The organism is Anaerococcus senegalensis JC48, from assembly GCF_000321005.1.
Taxonomy (GTDB): Bacteria; Bacillota; Clostridia; order Tissierellales; family Peptoniphilaceae; genus Anaerococcus; species Anaerococcus senegalensis.
Genome location: NZ_HE578907.1, coordinates 409302 through 430392 on the forward strand (window position 1 = coordinate 409302; position 21091 = coordinate 430392).

Annotated in this window: 24 protein-coding genes; 1 reads left to right on the forward strand and 23 read right to left on the reverse strand. The window is 27.1% G+C overall.

Annotated elements, in window-relative coordinates; translation table 11 throughout:
* Positions 1-39: 39 nt before the first annotated feature.
* The 5 genes from rpmA to ASHG_RS02090 form a co-directional block, all read right to left on the reverse strand.
* Positions 40-333 carry a 50S ribosomal protein L27 gene (gene rpmA / locus ASHG_RS02070; protein WP_040397197.1) on the reverse strand — a complete coding sequence of 98 codons (294 nt, stop codon included), beginning with the start codon at positions 331-333 and terminating at the stop codon, positions 40-42.
* 1 nt (position 334) lies between these two features.
* Complete coding sequence (locus ASHG_RS02075; protein WP_051145860.1) at positions 335-607, reverse strand: ribosomal-processing cysteine protease Prp; 273 nt, start codon at positions 605-607, stop codon at positions 335-337.
* A 37-nt stretch (positions 608-644) separates the two neighbouring features.
* Positions 645-956 (reverse strand): 50S ribosomal protein L21, encoded by a 312-nt coding sequence (gene rplU, locus ASHG_RS02080; RefSeq protein WP_040397201.1) that lies wholly within the window; start codon positions 954-956, stop codon positions 645-647.
* Between the two features lie 99 nt (positions 957-1055).
* Complete coding sequence (gene thiI / locus ASHG_RS02085) at positions 1056-2222, reverse strand: tRNA uracil 4-sulfurtransferase ThiI (RefSeq protein ID WP_040397203.1); 1167 nt, start codon at positions 2220-2222, stop codon at positions 1056-1058.
* Positions 2222-3340 carry a cysteine desulfurase family protein gene (locus ASHG_RS02090; RefSeq protein WP_040397204.1) on the reverse strand — a complete coding sequence of 373 codons (1119 nt, stop codon included), beginning with the start codon at positions 3338-3340 and terminating at the stop codon, positions 2222-2224. Before ASHG_RS02090 ends, thiI begins: the two co-directional genes overlap by 1 nt.
* Positions 3341-3470: 130 nt before the next feature.
* On the opposite strand from ASHG_RS02090, the gene ASHG_RS02095 reads away from it, so the two are divergent.
* Positions 3471-4325 carry a ribonuclease H-like domain-containing protein gene (locus ASHG_RS02095; protein ID WP_244264226.1) on the forward strand — a complete coding sequence of 285 codons (855 nt, stop codon included), beginning with the start codon at positions 3471-3473 and terminating at the stop codon, positions 4323-4325.
* Here the strand turns inward: ASHG_RS02095 and ASHG_RS02100 are convergent.
* From ASHG_RS02100 to ruvB, 18 genes are all read right to left on the reverse strand, one after another.
* Positions 4320-5003 carry a uracil-DNA glycosylase gene (locus ASHG_RS02100; protein WP_040397206.1) on the reverse strand — a complete coding sequence of 228 codons (684 nt, stop codon included), beginning with the start codon at positions 5001-5003 and terminating at the stop codon, positions 4320-4322. The genes ASHG_RS02095 and ASHG_RS02100 overlap by 6 nt on opposite strands.
* Positions 4981-5448, reverse strand: coding sequence for a signal peptidase II (gene lspA, locus ASHG_RS02105; RefSeq protein ID WP_040397207.1), 468 nt, complete (start codon positions 5446-5448; stop codon positions 4981-4983). Before lspA ends, ASHG_RS02100 begins: the two co-directional genes overlap by 23 nt.
* Positions 5445-6212, reverse strand: a complete 768-nt coding sequence (locus tag ASHG_RS02110; protein ID WP_040397208.1) for a YlmH/Sll1252 family protein — start codon at positions 6210-6212, stop codon at positions 5445-5447. The genes lspA and ASHG_RS02110 overlap by 4 nt, the downstream gene beginning before the upstream one ends.
* A 25-nt stretch (positions 6213-6237) precedes the next feature.
* Positions 6238-6816, reverse strand: coding sequence for a cell division protein SepF (locus ASHG_RS02115; RefSeq protein ID WP_040397209.1), 579 nt, complete (start codon positions 6814-6816; stop codon positions 6238-6240).
* On the reverse strand, positions 6806-7480 hold the full coding sequence (locus tag ASHG_RS02120) for a YggS family pyridoxal phosphate-dependent enzyme (RefSeq protein ID WP_040397210.1): 675 nt from the start codon (positions 7478-7480) through the stop codon (positions 6806-6808). Before ASHG_RS02120 ends, ASHG_RS02115 begins: the two co-directional genes overlap by 11 nt.
* A gap of 10 nt (positions 7481-7490) precedes the next feature.
* On the reverse strand, positions 7491-8471 hold the full coding sequence (locus tag ASHG_RS02125; RefSeq protein ID WP_040397211.1) for an NAD(P)H-dependent glycerol-3-phosphate dehydrogenase: 981 nt from the start codon (positions 8469-8471) through the stop codon (positions 7491-7493).
* A gap of 9 nt (positions 8472-8480) precedes the next feature.
* Entirely contained in the window at positions 8481-9059 is a 579-nt protein-coding gene (gene plsY, locus ASHG_RS02130) for a glycerol-3-phosphate 1-O-acyltransferase PlsY (RefSeq protein WP_040397212.1), read from the reverse strand.
* Positions 9056-10372, reverse strand: a complete 1317-nt coding sequence (der, locus tag ASHG_RS02135) for a ribosome biogenesis GTPase Der (protein WP_040397213.1) — start codon at positions 10370-10372, stop codon at positions 9056-9058. Before der ends, plsY begins: the two co-directional genes overlap by 4 nt.
* Before the next feature lie 62 nt (positions 10373-10434).
* Positions 10435-10848, reverse strand: coding sequence for a SoxR reducing system RseC family protein (locus ASHG_RS02140; protein WP_040397215.1), 414 nt, complete (start codon positions 10846-10848; stop codon positions 10435-10437).
* Positions 10849-10859: 11 nt separating this feature from the next.
* Entirely contained in the window at positions 10860-12617 is a 1758-nt protein-coding gene (gene aspS, locus ASHG_RS02145; protein ID WP_040397217.1) for an aspartate--tRNA ligase, read from the reverse strand.
* Between the two features lie 8 nt (positions 12618-12625).
* Positions 12626-13231 (reverse strand): MBL fold metallo-hydrolase, encoded by a 606-nt coding sequence (locus tag ASHG_RS02150; RefSeq protein ID WP_040397218.1) that lies wholly within the window; start codon positions 13229-13231, stop codon positions 12626-12628.
* Positions 13231-13680 (reverse strand): D-aminoacyl-tRNA deacylase, encoded by a 450-nt coding sequence (gene dtd / locus ASHG_RS02155; RefSeq protein ID WP_040397220.1) that lies wholly within the window; start codon positions 13678-13680, stop codon positions 13231-13233. Before dtd ends, ASHG_RS02150 begins: the two co-directional genes overlap by 1 nt.
* Positions 13680-15860 (reverse strand): RelA/SpoT family protein, encoded by a 2181-nt coding sequence (locus tag ASHG_RS02160; RefSeq protein ID WP_040397222.1) that lies wholly within the window; start codon positions 15858-15860, stop codon positions 13680-13682. Before ASHG_RS02160 ends, dtd begins: the two co-directional genes overlap by 1 nt.
* Before the next feature lie 8 nt (positions 15861-15868).
* Positions 15869-17599, reverse strand: coding sequence for a single-stranded-DNA-specific exonuclease RecJ (gene recJ, locus ASHG_RS02165; RefSeq protein ID WP_040397224.1), 1731 nt, complete (start codon positions 17597-17599; stop codon positions 15869-15871).
* Positions 17600-17659: 60 nt separating this feature from the next.
* A complete protein-coding gene (locus tag ASHG_RS02170) occupies positions 17660-17929 on the reverse strand; it encodes a preprotein translocase subunit YajC (RefSeq protein ID WP_244264227.1) in 270 nt (89 codons plus the stop codon).
* Positions 17919-19043, reverse strand: a complete 1125-nt coding sequence (tgt, locus tag ASHG_RS02175; protein ID WP_040397227.1) for a tRNA guanosine(34) transglycosylase Tgt — start codon at positions 19041-19043, stop codon at positions 17919-17921. Before tgt ends, ASHG_RS02170 begins: the two co-directional genes overlap by 11 nt.
* Positions 19044-19051: 8 nt before the next feature.
* On the reverse strand, positions 19052-20074 hold the full coding sequence (gene queA / locus ASHG_RS02180) for a tRNA preQ1(34) S-adenosylmethionine ribosyltransferase-isomerase QueA (protein WP_040397229.1): 1023 nt from the start codon (positions 20072-20074) through the stop codon (positions 19052-19054).
* Positions 20071-21084 carry a Holliday junction branch migration DNA helicase RuvB gene (gene ruvB / locus ASHG_RS02185; protein ID WP_040397231.1) on the reverse strand — a complete coding sequence of 338 codons (1014 nt, stop codon included), beginning with the start codon at positions 21082-21084 and terminating at the stop codon, positions 20071-20073. The genes queA and ruvB overlap by 4 nt, the downstream gene beginning before the upstream one ends.
* Positions 21085-21091: the final 7 nt, after the last annotated feature.

The window sequence follows — 21091 nt, forward strand, 5'->3', positions numbered from 1 at the left end:
TTACAAAAAAAGCTTGCCCGTAGGCAAGCTAGTTCTCTATTAAGCAATGTCTTGCTTTGGATATACAGAAACTTGTTTTCTATTTTTTCCTTTTCTTTCAAATTTAACAATACCATTGCATGAAGCAAATAATGTATCATCTCCACCTTTTTTAACATTTTCGCCTGGGTGAATTTTTGTTCCTCTTTGTCTAACGATAATTGTACCAGCATTTACTGCTTGTCCATCAGCTCTCTTAACGCCTAGTCTTTTTGAATTAGAATCTCTACCGTTTTTTGAAGAAGAAACTCCTTTTTTACTAGAAAATCTTTGTAAGTTAATGTTTAAAAACATCCTAAACCTCCCTATAATTTAAATTAACATATTCATTATAGTTTGTAAGTAAAGTTTTTATACCTATTTCAAAATCACTTAAAATAATTTCTGATTTATCATCTGACTTATTTAGTAAAACTTCCATGATTTCATCAGAATCTGAAAAATCAAAATCTATCTTATAATAATCCAGTGTATTTACTGCTGTGTAAGATAAAATAGAAACTGCAGCACAAACTATATCATATCCATGTTGATCAAAATTTGCATGACCTTTTATAGCAAATCCCAATCTTTTTTTCTTTTTTTTAATAAAGTAACATCAATCATTAACAAGAAATGTTGTTAATTTCTACTAAAGTATATGGTTGTCTATGACCTTTTTTAGATTTTGATGCTTTTTTAGGTCTATATTTAAACACAACTACTTTTTTATCTTTAGCTTGATCTTTTACAGTTGCTTCTACTTTTGCATTTTCAACTTTTGGAGTTCCAACTTTTAAATCACTATCACTTTTTACTAATAGTACATCTTCAAAGCTTACACTTTCTCCTACTTCTGCATTAAGTTTTTCAACTCTAACTAGATCGCCTTCTGATACTTTATATTGTTTTCCACCTGTCTTAATTATAGCGTACATAGTACACCTCCTATTTAGATTCTCGCCAGTCAAGGTGATCAGAACCCATACTGAGCGGTTTACCTTAACATATTACCAATTTTTACTTATTTTGTCAACTTATATATCAAATATTTCCATATTTTCTATCGCATTATTTTCAAGCTCTTCAATTTCTAATTTACTTTCACTTTCTTTTATATATTTCAATTTAGGTTTTGTAATTGGATTTGATGGAGCAAAAATTGAACAACAATCATCAAAAGGTTCAATACTTTTTTCGTAAGATCCTATAAATAATGCTCTGTCAATAATTTCTGTTTTATCAAGAGCAATTAAAGGTTTAAATATTGGAAGTTTTGTAGCATCTTCAATCACAGTCATAGATTCTACAGTTTGACTTGCAACTTGTCCTAAGCTTTCACCAGTGATTAATGCATGGTAATTATTTTTTTCAGAAATTTTTTCTGCAATTCTCATCATAAATCTTCTTGATAAAATTGTAGTTTGATTTCTACGACAATTTTTATTAATTGATTTATAAATTTCAGCCATATTAATAGAATAGATTCTCATTTTTCCAGTATATTGAGATAATATTTTTCCTAAATCAATAGCTTTTTGTAAGGCTCTTTTTGACGTAAATGGATAAGAATGGAAATGTAAGCAATCAATTCTCATTCCTCTTTTTGCCATCACAAAGCCAGCTACTGGAGAATCTATACCTCCAGATAATAACAATAATCCATTACCACTAGATCCTAAAGGAAGACCTCCAACTCCTTCATGTCGGTTTGCGTAGACATAAGCATATTTTTTAATATCTATAAATATTTTGAAGTCTGGATTATGAACATCAACTTTTAAATTGTTTTTTTGGGCATAATTTTTTAATACATATCCTCCCATCATTTGTGAAAGCTCTGGAGATTTTATATCAAATGATTTATCTACCCTATTTGTTATTACTTTAAAAGTTTTATTTTTTAAATCCATATCATCGAGTATTTCTTTTATAGCATTCTCTATTGAATCTAAATTTTTATCACATCTTTTAATTTCAGATATATAAATTATTCCAAATACTTTTTTTATTTCTTTTGTTAAACTTTCAAAATTCTTTTTATCAGCTTCTATATATAACTTCGAACTTTCAAGATACATATTATCGTATCCAATTTTTTCGATATTTCTTTTTATATTATCAATTGCAGTTTTAAAAAACTTATTTCTATTTTTGCCTTTTAAAAATAATTCTCCAAAACTAACTGAAAGTAAATCTTGCATTAATACACCTTTCTTATTACATCTACATATTCATTTAACTTATTGACAAGAAAATCTAAATCTTTTTTTGTTATTTCATGAGAAAATGAAAATCTCAAAGCTCCATCCATATATTTTTCATCCAAGTTTAAGGCTGATAATATTCTGCTGTTATTTCCCTTAGAGCAAGCTGATCCACTTGAAACAAAAATATTATCACTTTCTAACATATGAAGCAAAACTTCTGATTTTATTTTCTCAAAACTAATATTTAAAATATATGGACTAGAATTTTTAGTAGGAGAATTAATCTTATAACCTTTAAATATATCGGTGATTTTATTTCTTAAATAAATATTTAAATTTTTAATATACTCAAAATCTTCCTTTTCTTTTGATAATTCTAAGGCTTTTGAGCAAGCATATATAGCAGGGGCATTTAAAGTTCCTGATGAGAAAACTTCTTGCCTTCCACCATATAATACTGGTTTTATTATATTTTTAAATTTATTACTAATATATAATCCACCAATTCCCTTTGGTCCATGAATTTTATGGGATGAAAAACTCATAGAGTCTACTCCCAATTCATTAATATCACAAGATATTTTTCCAAAAGCTTGGGTAGCATCTATGTGAAATAAAATATCTTTATTTTTAGCTTTAATTATTTCTGATATTTCTTTTATATTTTGAATACTACCAATTTCATTTTGAACATAGATAATTGATACAAGCTTTGTATCATCATCTATTTTTTCTTCCAAATCTTTTAAATCGACAAAACCAAATTTATCGTTATTAATTAAGTCAACTTTTTTAAAGCTTGAATTTTCAAAAGCGTCAATGACCGAAGAATGCTCTAATTTTGTTGTAAGTGCTTTATTTTTTTCATTTGATAATGAACTTATAATTATATTATTTGATTCAGTGGCACCTTTAGTAAAATAAATCTCATTAGAATTACAATTTATATTTGAAGCAATAATGTCTCTTGCTTCTTTTACCTTATTTTCAACATCCATACCAAAGCTATGTAAAGCTGATGGGTTAGCAAAATATTTTTTTTCAAAATCTTTTTCTATATCTATTACTTCATCATACATTCTCGTAGTTGCTGCGTTATCTAAATATATCATTCTATCACATCCTTTAACTTACTTATTATAATATTTCAAAGAAAATAAATCAAATATAAGGTATAATACAAACATGTTATGTGTTAGATACCCTTTTAAAGAAAAAAATATAAAAAAAGATGAGTGCATTTTGGATATAGAAACAACAGGACTTGATCCCACTAAAGATAGTCTAGTGGTTCTAGGTTTAATATATTTTTATAAGGATAATTTCTATATTGACCAATATTTTGCAAAAAATGACAATGAAGAATTTAAACTTCTTAAAATTTATAAGGAAAAAATTAAAGATAAAAAGTTAATTACATATAATGGGGATATTTTTGACCTTCCTTTTTTAAATATTAGGCTAATAAATAACAATTTAGACCCTGTTTTTCCAGATAATAAGGATATTTATAAAATCATAAAATCAAAAAGAAAATTAATGGAATTTGAATCAATGAAACTAAGCAATATTGAAAAAAGATTTGGAATAGAAAGAAATGACCCATCACGTTATAAGGTAATTAGCAAATTAAATAATGAAATTAAAAACAGAAATAATCCATGGCCTATTTTAATTCACAATAAAAATGACCTTATAGCTACAGAAACAATATCAAATATTGAAGAATTAATTAATGATAAGCTTTCTTTTAAGATAAACAATTATAAGGTATATCTTGATAAGGCTTATATAAATAAAGATATTGCAAATTTTGAATTCAAATCAAATATGGATTTTGATGAATCGTTTTTTCAAGGATATAATTATAATTTTAAAATAAAAAATAAAACAATTATTCTCAAATTAATAGTTTTATATGGTAAGCTTTCTAAAAATTCTTCTGGTTTTGTATGTGTAAATAAATTTAATATTATTAACAAGGGAAATTATATCATAAATAATAACTTAATTAGTATAATGGAAGACGGAATATTTTCTACAGAAAATATTTTAAATATTATGAAAACTCTAATTGAAAAAAACCTAGACTTATAAGTCTAGGTTTTCTATTTGCCAATCAATTGGCTTAAAATTATTTTTTTGTAAAAATTCATTAGTTTTTGAAAAAGGTCTTGAACCAAAAAATCCTCTATGAGCTGCAAAAGGAGATGGGTGAGCACTTTTTATAATCAAGTGTCTATCATTTGTTATTAATTCTTCCTTTGATTGGGCAAATTTGCCCCATAATATAAATACAATTGGCTTACTTCTAGCATTCAATATTTTTATAATATTATCAGTTAGAATTGTCCAACCCAAATCTTTGTGAGAATTTGCTTGATGAGATCTAACAGTTAAAGTTGAATTTAAAAGTAATACTCCCTGATCTGCCCATTTTATTAAATTCCCATTATTAGGTATATATAAACCTAAATCATTGTGTAATTCTTTGTATATATTTTGCAAAGATGGTGGAGTTTTAATTCCTTTTTTTACAGAAAAAGAAAAACCATGGGCTTGTCCTTGACCATGGTATGGATCTTGACCTAAAATTACAACTTTTACATCTTTATAAGAAACTTTCTTTAAAGCATTAAAAATATCATACATATTCGGATAAACTGTATAATTTTTATACTCATATATTAATTTTTTTCTTAAATTAATATAATAATCTTTTTTCCGTTCTTCTTTTAATATATCATCCCAATCATTTCCTATTTGAACTGACATTATCTTCTCCATCCATTTTTCCAAAAATAATAAAAGTAATAAGAAAAACTGATCCTATAGTTACTAATATATCTGCTACATTAAAAACTGGGAATGAGAAAAACGAAAATTCTATAAAATCTACTACAAAGCCATGAAATAATCTATCATAGAAATTTCCTAATGCTCCAGAAACTATTAAAGATAAAGAAATATTTAATAATTTTGGATTACTTTTTAAATTACTAACAAAATAATATAGTAAATATGATACTACTACTAAGGTTAAAATTATAAAAAATAACCTCTTATCTTGTAATATTCCAAATGCAGCTCCCTTGTTCTCAACATAAATAAAATTAATCAATTTAGTGTAGACAGGATTTTCAATAAAATGTGATATGGCATAAGATTTACTTATCCTATCTAAAACTATTCCTAATATAATAAAAATCGTGTAAATCATTTATACTTCCTATATTCTATATGATAATTATCTTTTTTACTTTTTCCAATAACTTTGTCAAAAATAAATCTTCCTTCTTTTCTAATTGAAATCAAAGAATCTTCTTCTACAACTTTTGAAGGATTATCAATAATTTGGTAATTAACTTTAACCAAACGTCTTTTTATTAAAGTCTTTGCTTTTGATCTAGATAGATTAACAAGCTCACTTACAATATTATCGAGTCTTAAAGAAGAAACGAATCCTTTACTTTCAATATATTCAATTCTAGTAGCAGATAGACTATTATCTTTTTTAAAATCAACTTTCACTTTTTCATTTTTGATTTTTAATAAATTAAATTTAACAAAATCCTTATCTTTGTTTAAAATTACAAATTCACACTTATCATCCCCAATATAGATATCGCCTATATCATTTCTTTCTAGTCCCAAATTTAACAGCGCTCCTAATACATCAGGATGAGAGATATTATTTTGTTTAAATTCTAAAACATTAATATAAGAACTTTTTTCTATATAATCTGAATAAGGATTCGCTACAAATATCTGTCTTTCACTTGTATCATTACATGACAAAAAAACTATCTCTATATTATTAATTTTTGCTATATCATTTAATACAGAAATTTCAAATGGATTTAAGAAAAAACTTGAAACTTCTTTGTTTGTATAAAATGATTTTTCTAATAAAGAGATAGCTTTTTTAATATTTGCCCTGACAGATTTATCTTCAACAAAATCTATATTATATTCTAATTTCATAAAGATCTATCTTTAAATAATTATCTTAAAGTTGATTATAATTTCCGTTTGAAATTTGATCTTCTACATAATTATCAATATCTACACCTTTTGGACAAATTACAAAAATACCTTTAGATACTTTTTCAACTGTTCCTTCTAAAGCGTAAACTGCTCCTGAAACAAAATCTAAAATTTGTCTTTTCTTATCAACTTCAAGCATTTCTAGATTTAATACAACTACTTTTTTATCTAAAATATCATCTACTATTTTTGGACCATCTTCATCATAACTTAAAGGTTCTTGAATTGAAATCCTAAAATTATTTGATGAATTATGACCAAAATTTCTATTTGTACTATTCATGCTTACTATATTATCTCCTCCCCTAGTTTTTCTATTTTTATTGGAAGAATAATCATTTGAAAAAGATGAGAAAGAGCTAGTTTTATCATCATTTCCAATAGAATCATTAGAAAAATCATAAGTAGAACTAGGAGTATAAGTACTATCTGTAGTTATCTCACTAGATTTTGTTTCTTCTTTTTCATCTTCTTCTAATTCATCATCATAATCTTCGTAATCGTCGTTAATTCCTATAAATTCTTTAAATTTATCTAACATTTTTATACATCCTTTTACCAAATATTTTTGAACCAACTCTTATAATATTTGCCCCTTCTTCTAGAGCTATTTTATAATCGTGTGTCATTCCCATTGAAAGATATTCCATTTCAATATTATTATAACTTAAATTGGATAAATTATCGAATATTTTTTTAAGTCCTTTAAAACATGATCTAATTACTGAAATATCTTCAGTATTAGGAGCCATAGTCATTAATCCTTTTATCTTGATATTTTCTAATTCTTTTACTTGATCAATTATTTTATCAATATCTTCTTCAAAAAATCCTGATTTTGTTTCTTCTTTAGAGATATTAACTTGTAATAAACAATCTTGAACTATGGATAATTTTTTTGCCCTATTATTAATTTTTTTTAAAATTTTCAAAGAATCAACTGAATGAATTAGACTTACTTCTCCTACAATTTTATTTACTTTATTTGTTTGTAAATGTCCTATTAAATGCCAATTAATATCGTCTGGCATCTTTTTCTTCTTGTCTAAAAGCTCTTGAACTTTATTTTCACCAAAATCTCTTAGGCCATAATCATAAACTTCCATTATTTTATCAATTCCATGAGTTTTAGTAACTGCTAAAAGCTTTGCATCATAATCGTTCATATCAATTATTAGATTATCAATATTTTCTTTTATAGTCATAACACATCCTTTAATATTCGCTTTTTTTATCTCTATTCATCAATATTTCTACTGATTTTTTTGGATCTGAATTTTCAAATATCACTTTATATATTTCTTTGGTTATTGGTAATTCGATATTTTCTTTTAATGATAATTCATATAAAGCTTTTGTTGTAGGAATACCCTCTACAACAGTCTTCACCTTGTTACAAGCTTCTTCTAATGAATAACCTTTACCAAATAAAATCCCGCACCTATTATTTCTTGAATGCATACTAGTCGCAGTTACGATTAAATCTCCTATACCACAAAGACCATTTATTGATTTTGAATTTGCCCCTTGACTTACAGCAAATTTATTCATTTCATAAATTCCTCTAGTCATAATTGCAGCTTTTGTATTATCTCCAAATCCAAGACCTGTAACCATTCCTATTCCAAAAGCAAGTACATTTTTTATAGCTCCTCCAATTTCAGATCCAATTACGTCAGTTGAAGTATATACTCTTAAATAATCTTTAGAAAATAAATTTTGAATTTTTATAGCAACTTCTTCATCTTCACAAGCACAAACCAAAGCTGTAGGCATTTTTTTTATAACTTCTTCTGCATGACTAGGACCAGTTAAAACTGCATAAGTGCAATTTGAGTTTAATTCTTTTATAATTTCTGATACTCTTTTATAACTTTTCAATTCAATACCTTTTGACAAATTTATCAGTATCTTATTATCAAGCCTATCTTTTATCTTTTCTAAAACTTCTCTTATAGACTGAGTTGGAATTGCATTTATAATAATATCATTATCTAATAATTTTTCTAAATTATTTGTTGCCTTAATATTTTCACTTAATTTTACCTTATCAAAATACTTTTTATTTATATTAAAATTATTTATATTATTCACATCTTCAATATTTCTAGCATACATAAGTACGTTATTTTCTTTTGACAAGGAATCAGCAATAGCACTCGCCCAACTTCCTGCACCAATAATTGAAATATTCATATTACTACCTCAAAACATCTTTTTTTCTTCATGATTTTTAATTCTAATTATATTTGCCCTATGTTCTACAATAATCATTAATGCTACACAAGTAATAATTATTGTAAATAAACTCATCTGTTGAAAATAATAGGATATAAAGGGTGCCAAAATACAAGCACTCAAAGATGCCTTTGATACAGTTCTTGTAATTAAAAATATTACAACAAAAACAATAGCCAAACATAAAAACACTCGTAAATCATATGCAAATAGTGCTCCCGCAGATGTTGCTACCCCTTTTCCACCTTTAAATTTCAAAAAAATTGAAAAAATATGGCCTAGAACGACAAAAACTAAGGAAGTAAGAGCATATTTCTCGCCTAAAAAGAAATATGTTATATAAACTGCAACTAACCCCTTTGCCATATCTAGAAAAAGAGTAAAAGTTCCAGCTAGGGCACCAAAATTTCTAAAAACATTTGTAGTTCCAGGGTTCCCACTACCCATCATTCTAATATCTTTTTTGAAAAATATTTTTCCTATAAGGTAAGAAAAAGGTATTGAACCTATTAGATATGAAAAAAGTGCTACTAAAACAAATTTCATTTTTCTTTCCTTTCTCTAACTTCAAAAGTAAAAGGAACCCCTTGTAAACTATAGTTTTGTCTAATTTGATTTTCAAGATATCTTTGATAAGAAAAATGCATCAATTCCTTGTCATTTACATGTAATAAAAATTTTGGTGGAGCAGCTTGAACTTGAGAAATATAATATATTTTAAGTCTTTTTCCTTTATCTTGAGGAGGGGCTGTCATCATTATTGCATCTTGTAAGATTGTATTTAAAACACCTGTTTTAATTCTTGTATGGTAATTACTATTTACAATTTCTAGTAAGTTTAAAAGATCTGTAATTCTTTGACCTTTTAGTACAGAAATAAAAATAATAGGAGCATATAGAGCAAAAGAAAGTTTATTTCTTATTTCTCTTTCCATATTTCTCATAGTATTAGTTTCTTTTTCTACCTTATCCCACTTATTAACAGCAATAATTATAGCTTTTCTTTTATTATGTGCATATCCTGCAATCTTTGTATCTTGTTCAGTAACACCTACTGTTGCATCAATTAAAAATAAACAAATTTCTGAACTATCTACAGCATCAAAAGTTCTTTGGTTTGCATAATATTCGATATTATCACTAACTTTATTTTTTCTTCTTAGTCCTGCTGTATCAATTAAAACATAATTATTATCCTTATATTGCCAGTAAGTGTCTATTGCATCTCTTGTAGTTCCAGCAATATCAGTTACTATCATTCTTTCTTCATTTAAAAGGTGATTTACTAGTGAAGATTTACCAGCATTAGGTTTTCCTATTATAGCAATTCTTGTAGCATCAAGGTCCGTATCAAATTTTGAAAAATCTATCGATTCTACAACCTTATCAAGTAAATCACCTAAATTTTTTGAACCTTCCGCAGAAATTGTAACTAAATCATCAAATCCAAACTGATAAAAATCATATATATGATCAGGTATAATTGCTCTATCAATTTTATTAGCTACAACAATTACTTTTTTATTATATTTTCTTAACTCGTTAGAAATTTCAAAATCATGTGGATTTATACCTTCCCTACCATCAACGACAAATAAAATTAAATCACTTTCCAATAAAGCTTTTTCTACTTGTGATTTTATCTCTTGATTCATAATTTCCTTATTTGAAATATCTAATCCACCAGTATCTGCTAAGATAAATTCTTTTCCAAGCCAATCTACCTTATCATATACTCTGTCTCTGGTTACTCCATTTTCATCTTCTGTAATGGCTTTTCTTTTTCCAACTAATTTGTTAAATAATGTCGATTTTCCAACATTAGTTCTTCCAACTAGCGTTACTATTGGTGCCTTCATATTATTCTCCATCTATTTTTTTATAAACAAATAGATAAAGTTAGCTAAGCTAACCTTATCTATTAAGCTTTCCTTAATGTTACAATTTCTTTATTTTCATAACCCTTATCCATAAACCTTAATACTAAAATGGAAAGAGCTAGAAATATAAATATAAATAAAACAGTAAGTAAATTATTATCTTGAATAGCATCTTTGAATATCGTATTTGCCAAAACTGCTCCTGTAATCATCATAAAAACGGGAAATAGATAAGTAAAATAAGATAATCTATTTACAGTTTTTATATCAGAATCAAGATAAACAAAATCTCCAGGATTTAGATTTTCATTAGTAAATGTAGTGTAGTAAGATGGTTTTATTTCACAACCACCACAAGAAGAACATGAACCACATCCTGATTCTTTTTGAATCATTACTTTTACATTACCATTCAAATTTTCTACAACTATGCCTTTTTTACTAATAGTTTGCATTTTTTCCGTCCTTACTTTTCTACTTTTATACTTAATTCATTTAAACTTTTATCATCAACTATGCTTGGTGCTTGAGTTAATGGACAAGTTGCTGATTGAGTTTTTGGAAAAGCAATAATATCTTTGATATTATCAGTTTTTGCAAATAACATTACCATTCTATCAAGTCCATAAGCAAGGCCTGCGTGTGGAGGTGTTCCGTATTGTAAAGCTTCAATAAAGAATCCAAATTTTTGCTCAATATCTTCATCTGATAATTTTAAAGCCTTAAATACTTTCTCTTGAAGCTCTTGGTTATTTATTCTAACAGAACCTCCACCCATCTCATCTCCGTTTATTACTATATCGTAAGCTTGAGTTCTTACTTTCTCAGGCTCAGTTAATAATAAATCAATATCTTCTTCATTAGGCATTGTGAATGGATGGTGTTGAGATACATATCTGTCTTCTTCCTCACTGTATTCAAACATAGGGAAGTTTACTACCCAACAAAAAGCATATTCTTTTTCATATAGATTTTGATCTTTTGCAACTTTTCTTCTTAAAGCACCCAAACCTTCAAGTACTGTTTTGTTTTTATCTGCTGCAATTAATACTAAATCATTATCTTTAATTTCTAATTTTTCTTTAAGATTATTTATAATATCATCAGTTAAAAATTTCTTAATTGATGAGTTAATATCATCTTCTGAGTTAAATTTAATAAAGCTTAATCCCTTTAGACCATAATCTTTTACAAAATCTGTTAGCTTATCAAGTTGTTTTCTAGAATAATTAGATGCTTGTCCAGTAAAGTTAATCGCTCTTACTGAATGTCCTTCTTTGATATTATCAGTAAATACTTTGAAGTCAGAATCTTTAAATATTTCAGATATATCGTTAATTTTATATCCATATCTTAAATCTGGTTTATCAGATCCATAAGAATTCATAGCTTCAGAATAATCCATTCTAGGAATTGGTAATTGTAAATCGTAATCTGTAAATGTATCAAAAAGTTTTTTAAGAAGACCTTCATTAACTTTAATTACATCATCTTGGTCTGCAAAACTTAATTCAATATCTAGTTGTGTAAACTCTGGTTGTCTATTCGCTCTTAAATCTTCATCCCTAAAACACTTTACAATTTGAAAATATCTATCAAGTGAACCAATCATCAATAATTGTTTCATTAATTGTGGAGATTGTGGCAAAGCATAAAATTTACCTTGATTTACCCTTGAAGGCACTAAATAATCCCTTGCTCCTTCTGGAGTTGGTTTTGTTAAAAACGGAGTTTCAACTTCTGTAAATTTATTCTCATACATGTATTCTCTCATACATCTAACAATATCAGATCTTAATTTTAAATTTTTTTGAACTGATTGTTTTCTCATGTCGAGATATCTATATTTTAATTTTAAATTTTCGCTTACATCATCATCATCTTTTATATAAATTGGAGGTGTTTTAGCCTTATCTAAAATATTTATTTTTTCTGCAACTATTTCTATATTTCCTGTAGGTATTTCAGGATTCTTTGATTCTCTTTCTCTAACCTCTCCTTTTACCTCAAGAACATATTCACCAGCAACATCTTTTACTGTTTTATAATTTTCGCTGTCTTCTTCTCTTGTTACAATTTGTGTGATGCCAGTTTTATCTCTAAGATCAATAAAAACCAAAGATCCTAAATTTCTTTTTTTGGCAACCCAACCCATTAAAACAACTTCATCCCCTATATTTTCTTCTCTAAGTTCACCACACATGTGGCTTCTTTTAAATTCCATACTACCTCCTAATTTAAAAATGGATTATTATTTTTTTCAAAACCAATACTTGTAGATTCTCCATGTCCTGGATGAACCTTAGTTTGATCATCATATATAAACAATTTATCGTTTATTGAATTTATTAAAATATTATAGCTTCCACCTGGAAAATCACTTCTTCCTATAGATAAATTGAATAATGTATCTCCAGAAAAAATATGGTCTCCGACCTTATAAGACATTGAATCTAAACTGTGACCTGGAGTTTTTAAAGCTTTTATATTATACTTAGAAAACTCTTCCATATCTTTTAAATATTCATCAATTTCAACACTTAATTCACAATATCCTCTAGATAAATTATAATCTGGATCATTTGCTATAGCTTTACTATCTTCACTTGCATAAACATTTACTTTAAATTTATCTTTAAAATAATTTAGACCTAATACATGATCAAAATGAGTATGTGTTAATAAAATAAACTCTATATTAATTTTATTCGTATCTATATAATTTTCAATTTTTCCTCCAGGATAAACTGGATCAATTAAAAAACCATTTTTATTCTTATCAAAAACCAGATAGCAATTTGCCATCATAGAGCCTTCACTTACTTTTACTATATTCATTAATATAACCTCTCACTATCAAGTTGAATAGTTACAGGACCGTCATTTATCAATGATACTTCCATATGAGTTTGGAATTTTCCAGTTTTTACATCAAACCCATCTTCTTTTAATTTTTTAATTAATATTTCATAATATTCTTTTGCTTTTTTTGCATTTGATGATCTTATAAATGATGGCCTATTGCCTTTTCTAGCATCACCATATAGGGTAAATTGACTAACTATAAGCAATTGTCCACCTTCATCTTCAACTGACAAATTCATTTTTCCATCAGAATCTTCAAATATTCTTAATTTTTCTATTTTCTTTTTTATATAATCTATATCTTTTTCATTATCAGAATCTGTAACAGCTACAAAAACTAATAATCCATTACCAATTTCTGATATTAATTCATCAGAAACTTTAACACTTGCTTTTTTTACTTTTTGTACAATAGCTCTCATTAACTTTTCACCCTATATATGCTTTCAATCATTTTTATAGTTTTAAATTTCATAATTAATTCGTTTAATTTTTCTGTATTCGGTACACTAACTGTCAAATCAATTATTCCTTCATGATTTTCATTACTTCTTACATTCATAGCTTCAATACTAACATTTTCAGTTGAAATTAATTTTGTAATTTCAAATATAATTCCGGTGCCATCCTTTGTAGTAATTTGAATTCTAACAGGAAACATATCACTTGAACTATTTTGCCAGTAAACATCAATTAATCTTTCAGGAGTTTTTAAATTAGTTATATTGGGACAGTTTCTCACATGAACACTAATTCCATTTCCCTTAGTAATATATCCAACAATTTTATCTCCAGGGACTGGGTTGCAACATTTAGCAAATTTAACATCAACTTGATCATCAAGATCGCTCACCCTAACTTCATTCGAGAAAGATTTGTTGGTATTATTGGTTTTATTAATATCCAAACTTTCAGGATTTTTTGGCAATTCATCTTTGTGTTTTTTTATTAATTTTTGAATTATTTGATCAGTATTTGTTTTTCCAAAACCAATTGATGCAAACATTTCATCTTCTGTTGGATATCCTAAATCATTAGCAATTTCTGTAAGCCAATCATCTTTTATATCTTTTTTATAAATTTCGTTTGTTTTTCTAAGTTCTCTAAATAGAGAATCTTTACCAATTTCTATATTTTCTTCTTTTCTGTATCTTTTGAAAAACTGTTTTATTTTGTTTTTTGCTTGATTTGATTGAACAATATTTAACCAATCTCTTGATGGACCTTGTGAATTTTTACTTGTGAGAATTTCTACAACGTCCCCTGTGTTAAGTTTATGCGAAAATGGAACAATTTTTCCATTTACCTTTGCACCAACACACTTATTTCCAACTTCTGTATGAACTCTATATGCAAAATCAATAGCACATGAATTTACCGGTAAAGAATAAATCTCTCCTTTTGGAGAATAAATATAAATTTCCTTTGAGAAAAAATCACCTTTTAATGTATCCAAAAATTCTTTACTATCTACATCTTTTCCGCCTTCTTTTTGCCATTCCATAATTTGCCTTATAAAGGTTAATTTTTCATCAAATTCTGTAGATTTGCTTTTATTTTCCTTATATTTCCAGTGAGCAGCAATTCCATATTCACATTCATAATGCATTTGTCTGGTTCTTATTTGAACTTCAAATGGTTTTGAATCAGATCCAAAAACAGTTGTATGCAAAGATCTATATCCATTAGGCTTAGGTTGACCAATATAATCTTTTATTCTATTTGGTATTGGTCTCCAAATTGAGTGAACTTTACCTAATACTTCGTAACATTCAGCAACTGTATCAACTAATACCCTAACAGCAGTTAAATCATAGATTTCATTAAATTCAATTTTATTTCTACTCATTTTCTTATAAATAGAAAAAAGTCCTTTTGGTCTACCTGATATTTCATAATTTATCTTTGATGATGAAAGAGAATTATCAAGAGTTTCAATTATTTCATTAATGTATGCTTCTCTTTCTCTTCTTTTATTATGAACCATTTGAGCAAGTTCGTAATATTCTTCAGGTTTTTGATACCTAAAACATAAATCTTCAAGTTCCCATTTCATAGTATAAATACCTAACCTATGTGCCAAAGGAACATATATTTCTAGAGTTTCACTTGCTGTTTGTTTTTGCTTTTTTTCAGTCTTATATTCCAAAGTCCTCATATTATGCAAACGATCTGCTAGTTTTATTAAGATAACTCTAACATCATTACTCATAGCCAAAACCATTTTTCTAATGTTCTCAGCTTGTTTTTCTTCTCTAGTCTTATAATTTAATTTTTTTAGCTTTGTTACTCCATCGACTAAAAAAGTAATCTCTTCACCAAAAAGATCTTTCATTTGGTCTTCAGTTACTGGAGTATCTTCTAATACATCATGCATTAAACCTGCACAGACTGTCTGATCATCTAATTGCATATTTGAAATTGTTGTTGCAACAGCAATAGGATGAATAAAATAATCTTCTCCTGAATTTCTCTTTTGGCCTCTATGATGATATTCAGCAAAATCATAAGCTTTCTTTATTAAATTTATATCTGCATTTTCATTGTTTTTTAAGATTATTTTCTTAAAATTAATGAACTCTTTTTGAAAATCTTTTGCCATAATATCACCTACCTTATATCGATTAATTTTAATTGTAAATTTTTTTGACCTCTAAATTCATTAATATCAGGATAAAAAATAGCATCAATTTCTTCTCCTACTATATTTGAATTAAACTTATCTGATAGGTAATTATAGTCCTTAATAGCATTGAATTTTATAGCATCAATATCTCTTCCATTTTTATTAAGAGTCATTTTTAAGGTGTTTTTATTTTTTCCTATCATGTTAATTGATTTTATAATTAAGTTTTTATCCGCAAATTTTGCTTTAGGATTATCCTTTCCAAAAGGTTCCAACCTATTTAAGCTTTCAGCAAATTCAAGAGATAATTTGTTAATTGGAATTTGTGCATCTATATTTATGATTGTGTCAAAATCATCCTTTGTTAATTTAGATTTATCATTTAATCTTTTTCTAAATTCATCTACCCTGTCTTTTTTTATAGATAGACCACATGCCATAGGATGGCCTCCAAATGATTCTAGCATATCTTTTATTTCAAAAATTTCTGTATATATATCATATGCTTCTATACTTCTTCCAGAACCTTTTAGTATTCCTTCTTTATTTGAATTTGTCATTATAATAGTAGGTTTATTAAATTTTTCCTTAATTCTACCAGCTATAATACCACAAATACTTTCTTCAATATTTTCAACATCTACAATAATTATATCATCATTGTAATATTTTTTATCTTTTATAATTTCTATAGTTTTTTCAAGACCTATATTTGTCAAATCTTTTCTTTCATTATTCAAACTAACTAACTTTTTTGCGTATGAATAAATCTTATCTATATCTTCTTCCATTAGCATATCTATAGCGAGTTTTGCGGTTGAAAGTCTACCGGTTGCATTCATACAAGGCCCTATAACAAAACCTAAAGTATAGGCGTTTACTTCTTTATTCCAAGAATTTTCTTCAACTAAAGCTTTAATTGCTAATTTTTCTGTATTATTTATTCTATTTAGTCCTTCTTTAACAAATATTCTATTTTCATCAGTAAGAGAAACTACATCACATATAGTTCCCATGGCTACATATTCCAGTAAACCATACAAATAGTTTCTATCTCCCTCTAATCTTTGATACAATGCTTGCATCAATTTAAAGCTAACACCAGCTCCACATAAATCGTCAAATGGGTATGTATTATCTAATCTTTTTGGATTTATCACACAAGCAGCTTCAGGTAATATTTGTTTTACCCATTCTCCATTACTATCTTTTGAAACTTGATGATGATCTGTAACAATAACTTTAATGCCACTTTCTTTTAACTTTTTTACCTCGTTTATAGCTGTTATTCCATTATCGCATGTTATTACAAGGCTAACTTTAGCTTCAATGGCTCTTTCGATCATTCTATCACTAATTCCATAACCATCAATTACCCTATCAGGAATATCATAACTAATATCGTCATAAAAATATAACAAACCATCAAGCAAAGTCATAGTAGAACTAATTCCATCTTGATCATAATCTCCAAAAATTCTAATAGATTCTCCATTTTCCATTGTTTCAATAATTAAATCAATTGCCTCTTTCATATCCTTTAATAAAAAAGGATCATGTAATTTATCTAGGCTAGGATTTATAAAGCTTTCAACCACCTTTGGTTCAACTATATCTCTATTTGCAAGTATTAATGCTTCTAACTTGGTAATATTTTTATTTTTCAAATTTGATAAATAATTATTTTTTTTATTATATATATACCACTTGGTCATAAGTCCCTCTCTTACTAATAAATTATACCATTTTTAGAATCAATATAAAGATAGAGGCATTTAAGCCTCTATTATACTTTCTATACTATTTAGTTTTATTAAAAGATATGAATTTTTTTCTTCTGTACCTGTTATAATAAGGCATTCGTTTTTATTTATTTCTAAAACCTCTCCTATAATTTTACTTTCAGTAATTATTCTAGATCCAATTTTTAAATTATTTTTAACAAATTTTTTATTCTTTTTATGTTCTAAATCATCTTTTAAAGAATAAAAATAAAACATCAAAGCTAAAATAATTAAGATTATATATTCTAATTTAAGATTCATATCCATATTTTTTATAAAATTCTTTTTTAAAGTCTAAAAACCTATCTTCCATAATAGATTTTCTAATATCTTCACATAATTTAAGTAAGAAATATAAGTTATGATAGGTTAAAAGTCTTGCTCCAAGAATTTCATTAACATTTACAAGATGTCTTAGGTATGCTCTAGAATAATTTCTACAAGTATAGCAATCACAATCATGATCTAATGGAGTAAAATCTTCTTTATATTTTGCATTTCTTACTACTAGTCTTCCTTCAGATGTTATTGCAGTTCCATTTCTAGCAATTCTTGTAGGAAGCACACAATCCGCCATGTCAATACCAGCTTCAAAAGATTCGAACAAATAATCAGGACTACCTACTCCCATATTATATCTTGGCTTATCTTCTGGTAAAAGTGGGGTTGTATATTTTAAAAGTCTTATCATCTCTTCTTTTGGTTCTCCTACTGATAAACCACCTAGAGAATATCCATCAAAATCCATAGCACAGGTTTCTTCTACAGATCTTTTTCTTAAATCTTCATACATTCCACCTTGAATAATTCCAAATAAGGATTGGTCTTTGTAGGAATTTTTCTTGTGATAATCAAGACCTCTTTTTGCCCACCTAACAGTTCTTGCTACTGAATCTTCTACATATTTATAATCTGCAGGATATGGAATACATTCATCAAAACTCATCATTATATCAGAATGGATATCATTTTGAATTTCAATGGATTTTTCTGGAGTAAATAAATGTTTTGAACCATCAATGTGAGATCTAAAAACTACTCCTTTTTCTGAAATATCTCTGTTATCTGACAAAGAAAAAACTTGAAATCCTCCACTATCAGTAAGAATAGGTCCATTCCAATTCATAAATTTATGTAGACCTCCAGCTTTTTTCATAATATCCATACCTGGTCTTAGATATAAATGGTAGGTATTTCCCAAAATTATTTTTGCATCTATTTCTTTTAACTCTTCAACACTCATAGTTTTTACAGTTGCTTTTGTTCCAACTGGCATAAAAATTGGTGTTGGTATGTCTCCATGGTCTGTATGAATTACTCCACATCTTGCATTGGAATATTTATCTTTTTTTATTAATTCATATTTTATAGCCATTTTTTCTCCTATTTTAAAAACATAGCGTCGCCAAAGCTGAAAAATCTATATTTTTTATCAACAGCGTCCTTATAAGCATCTAATATTATTTCTTTGTTTGCAAGAGCTGATACAAGCATGATTAAAGTTGATTTTGGCAAATGAAAATTAGTTATTTGACAATCAATTACATTAAATTTAAATCCTGGATATATAAAAATATCTGTCCAACCTGAGTCTTCTTTTATTTGTCCATTTTTTTTGAATACAGATTCCAAAGTTCTTGTAGTTGTAGTACCTGTTGAAATAATTCTTTTATTATTTTTTTTAGTTTCATTTATTAAATCAGCTGTTTCTTTACTAATTTGATAATATTCAGAATGCATTTTATGATTTTTTACATCATCTACCTTTACAGGTCTAAATGTACCTAGTCCTACATTTAAGGTAATAAATGCTAATTTTACGCCTTTATCTTCGATTTTTTTAAGAAGATCTTTTGTAAAATGAAGTCCTGCAGTTGGTGCTGCAACAGAACCTGGATTTTTAGAATATACAGTTTGATATCTTTCCTTATCTTTTAATTTTTCTTTTATATAAGGAGGTAGTGGCATATTTCCTAATTTATCAAGAATCTCTTGAAAAATACCTTCATATGAAAATTCTACTACTCTATTTCCATCTTCTTTAATATTAATAACTTCAAGGCTTAATTCATCCGAAAAAATACACTTTGTACCAATTTTCATCTTTTTACCTGGTTTTACTAAAACTTCCCACTTATCTTTTTCAATGTTTTCTAGTAAAAATACTTCTATTTTTTCTTCTTTTTCTGGTCTGTGACCAAAAAGTCTTGCAGGAATTACCCTAGTATCATTCATTACAAGAAGATCGCCTTCATTTAAGTAATCTATAATATCATAAAAGTGTTTATCTTCCCTTTGTCCAGTTTTTCTATCAACAACCATTAATCTTGAAAAATCTCTTTTATCAGCTGGGTGTTGAGCTATTAATTCTTCAGGTAAATTATAATCAAAATCTTCTGTTCTCATTTTTTATCCTTATATTTTAATCCATAGTGCTCATAAGCTTTCTTTGTTAGAATTCTTCCCCTAGGAGTTCTTGTTAAAAATCCTATCTGTAATAAATATGGCTCATAAACATCTTCTATTGTAACATTTTCTATTCCAGTTGATGCAGCAATTGTATCAACACCTACAGGACCTCCATCAAAATTTTCATACATAGTTAAAACTATTTTTTTATCCATATTATCAAGTCCCATAGGATCAACTTCAAGTAATTCTAATCCTTCACATGAAGTTTCATAATCAATTATTTCATCTTTTTTTACAATTGCGTAATCCCTGACTCTTTTTAGAAGTCTATTTGCAATTCTTGGAGTACCCCTACTTCTTCTCGCTATTTCAAAAGCTCCTTTTTCATCGATTGGAATATCTAATATATCTGCAGATCTTTTTACAATTTTTGTAAGATCTTTTGTATCGTAAAGATTTAAAGATAATAAAACTCCAAATCTATCTCTTAACGGAGCAGAAAGCATTCCCGCTCTTGTTGTTGCTCCTACCAGAGTAAATTTTTCCAAATCTATTCTAATTGACTGAGCATTAGGCCCTTTTCCAACTATTATATCTAAGGCAAAATCCTCCATAGCAGGATACAAAATTTCTTCAACTGACCTATTTATCCTATGAATTTCATCAATAAATAAAACATCACCCTTATCAAGATTTGTTAGTATACTTGCAAGATCTGATGGTCTTTCGATTGCAGGCCCACTTGTAATTCTAATATTTACTCCAAGCTCATTTGCAATTATATTTGAAAGGGTAGTTTTACCAAGTCCTGGAGGCCCTTGTAAAAGTACATGATCCAAAGCTTCTTCTCTTTTCAAAGAAGACTCAATAAAAATTTTTAATTTTTCTTTTGCTTTATCTTGACCTATATAATCATTTAACCACTTAGGCCTTATACTTAATTCCTTGTATTTGTCATTTATTTGCTCATTAGAGCCAACTATTCTTTCATTTTGATCATACATATAATCA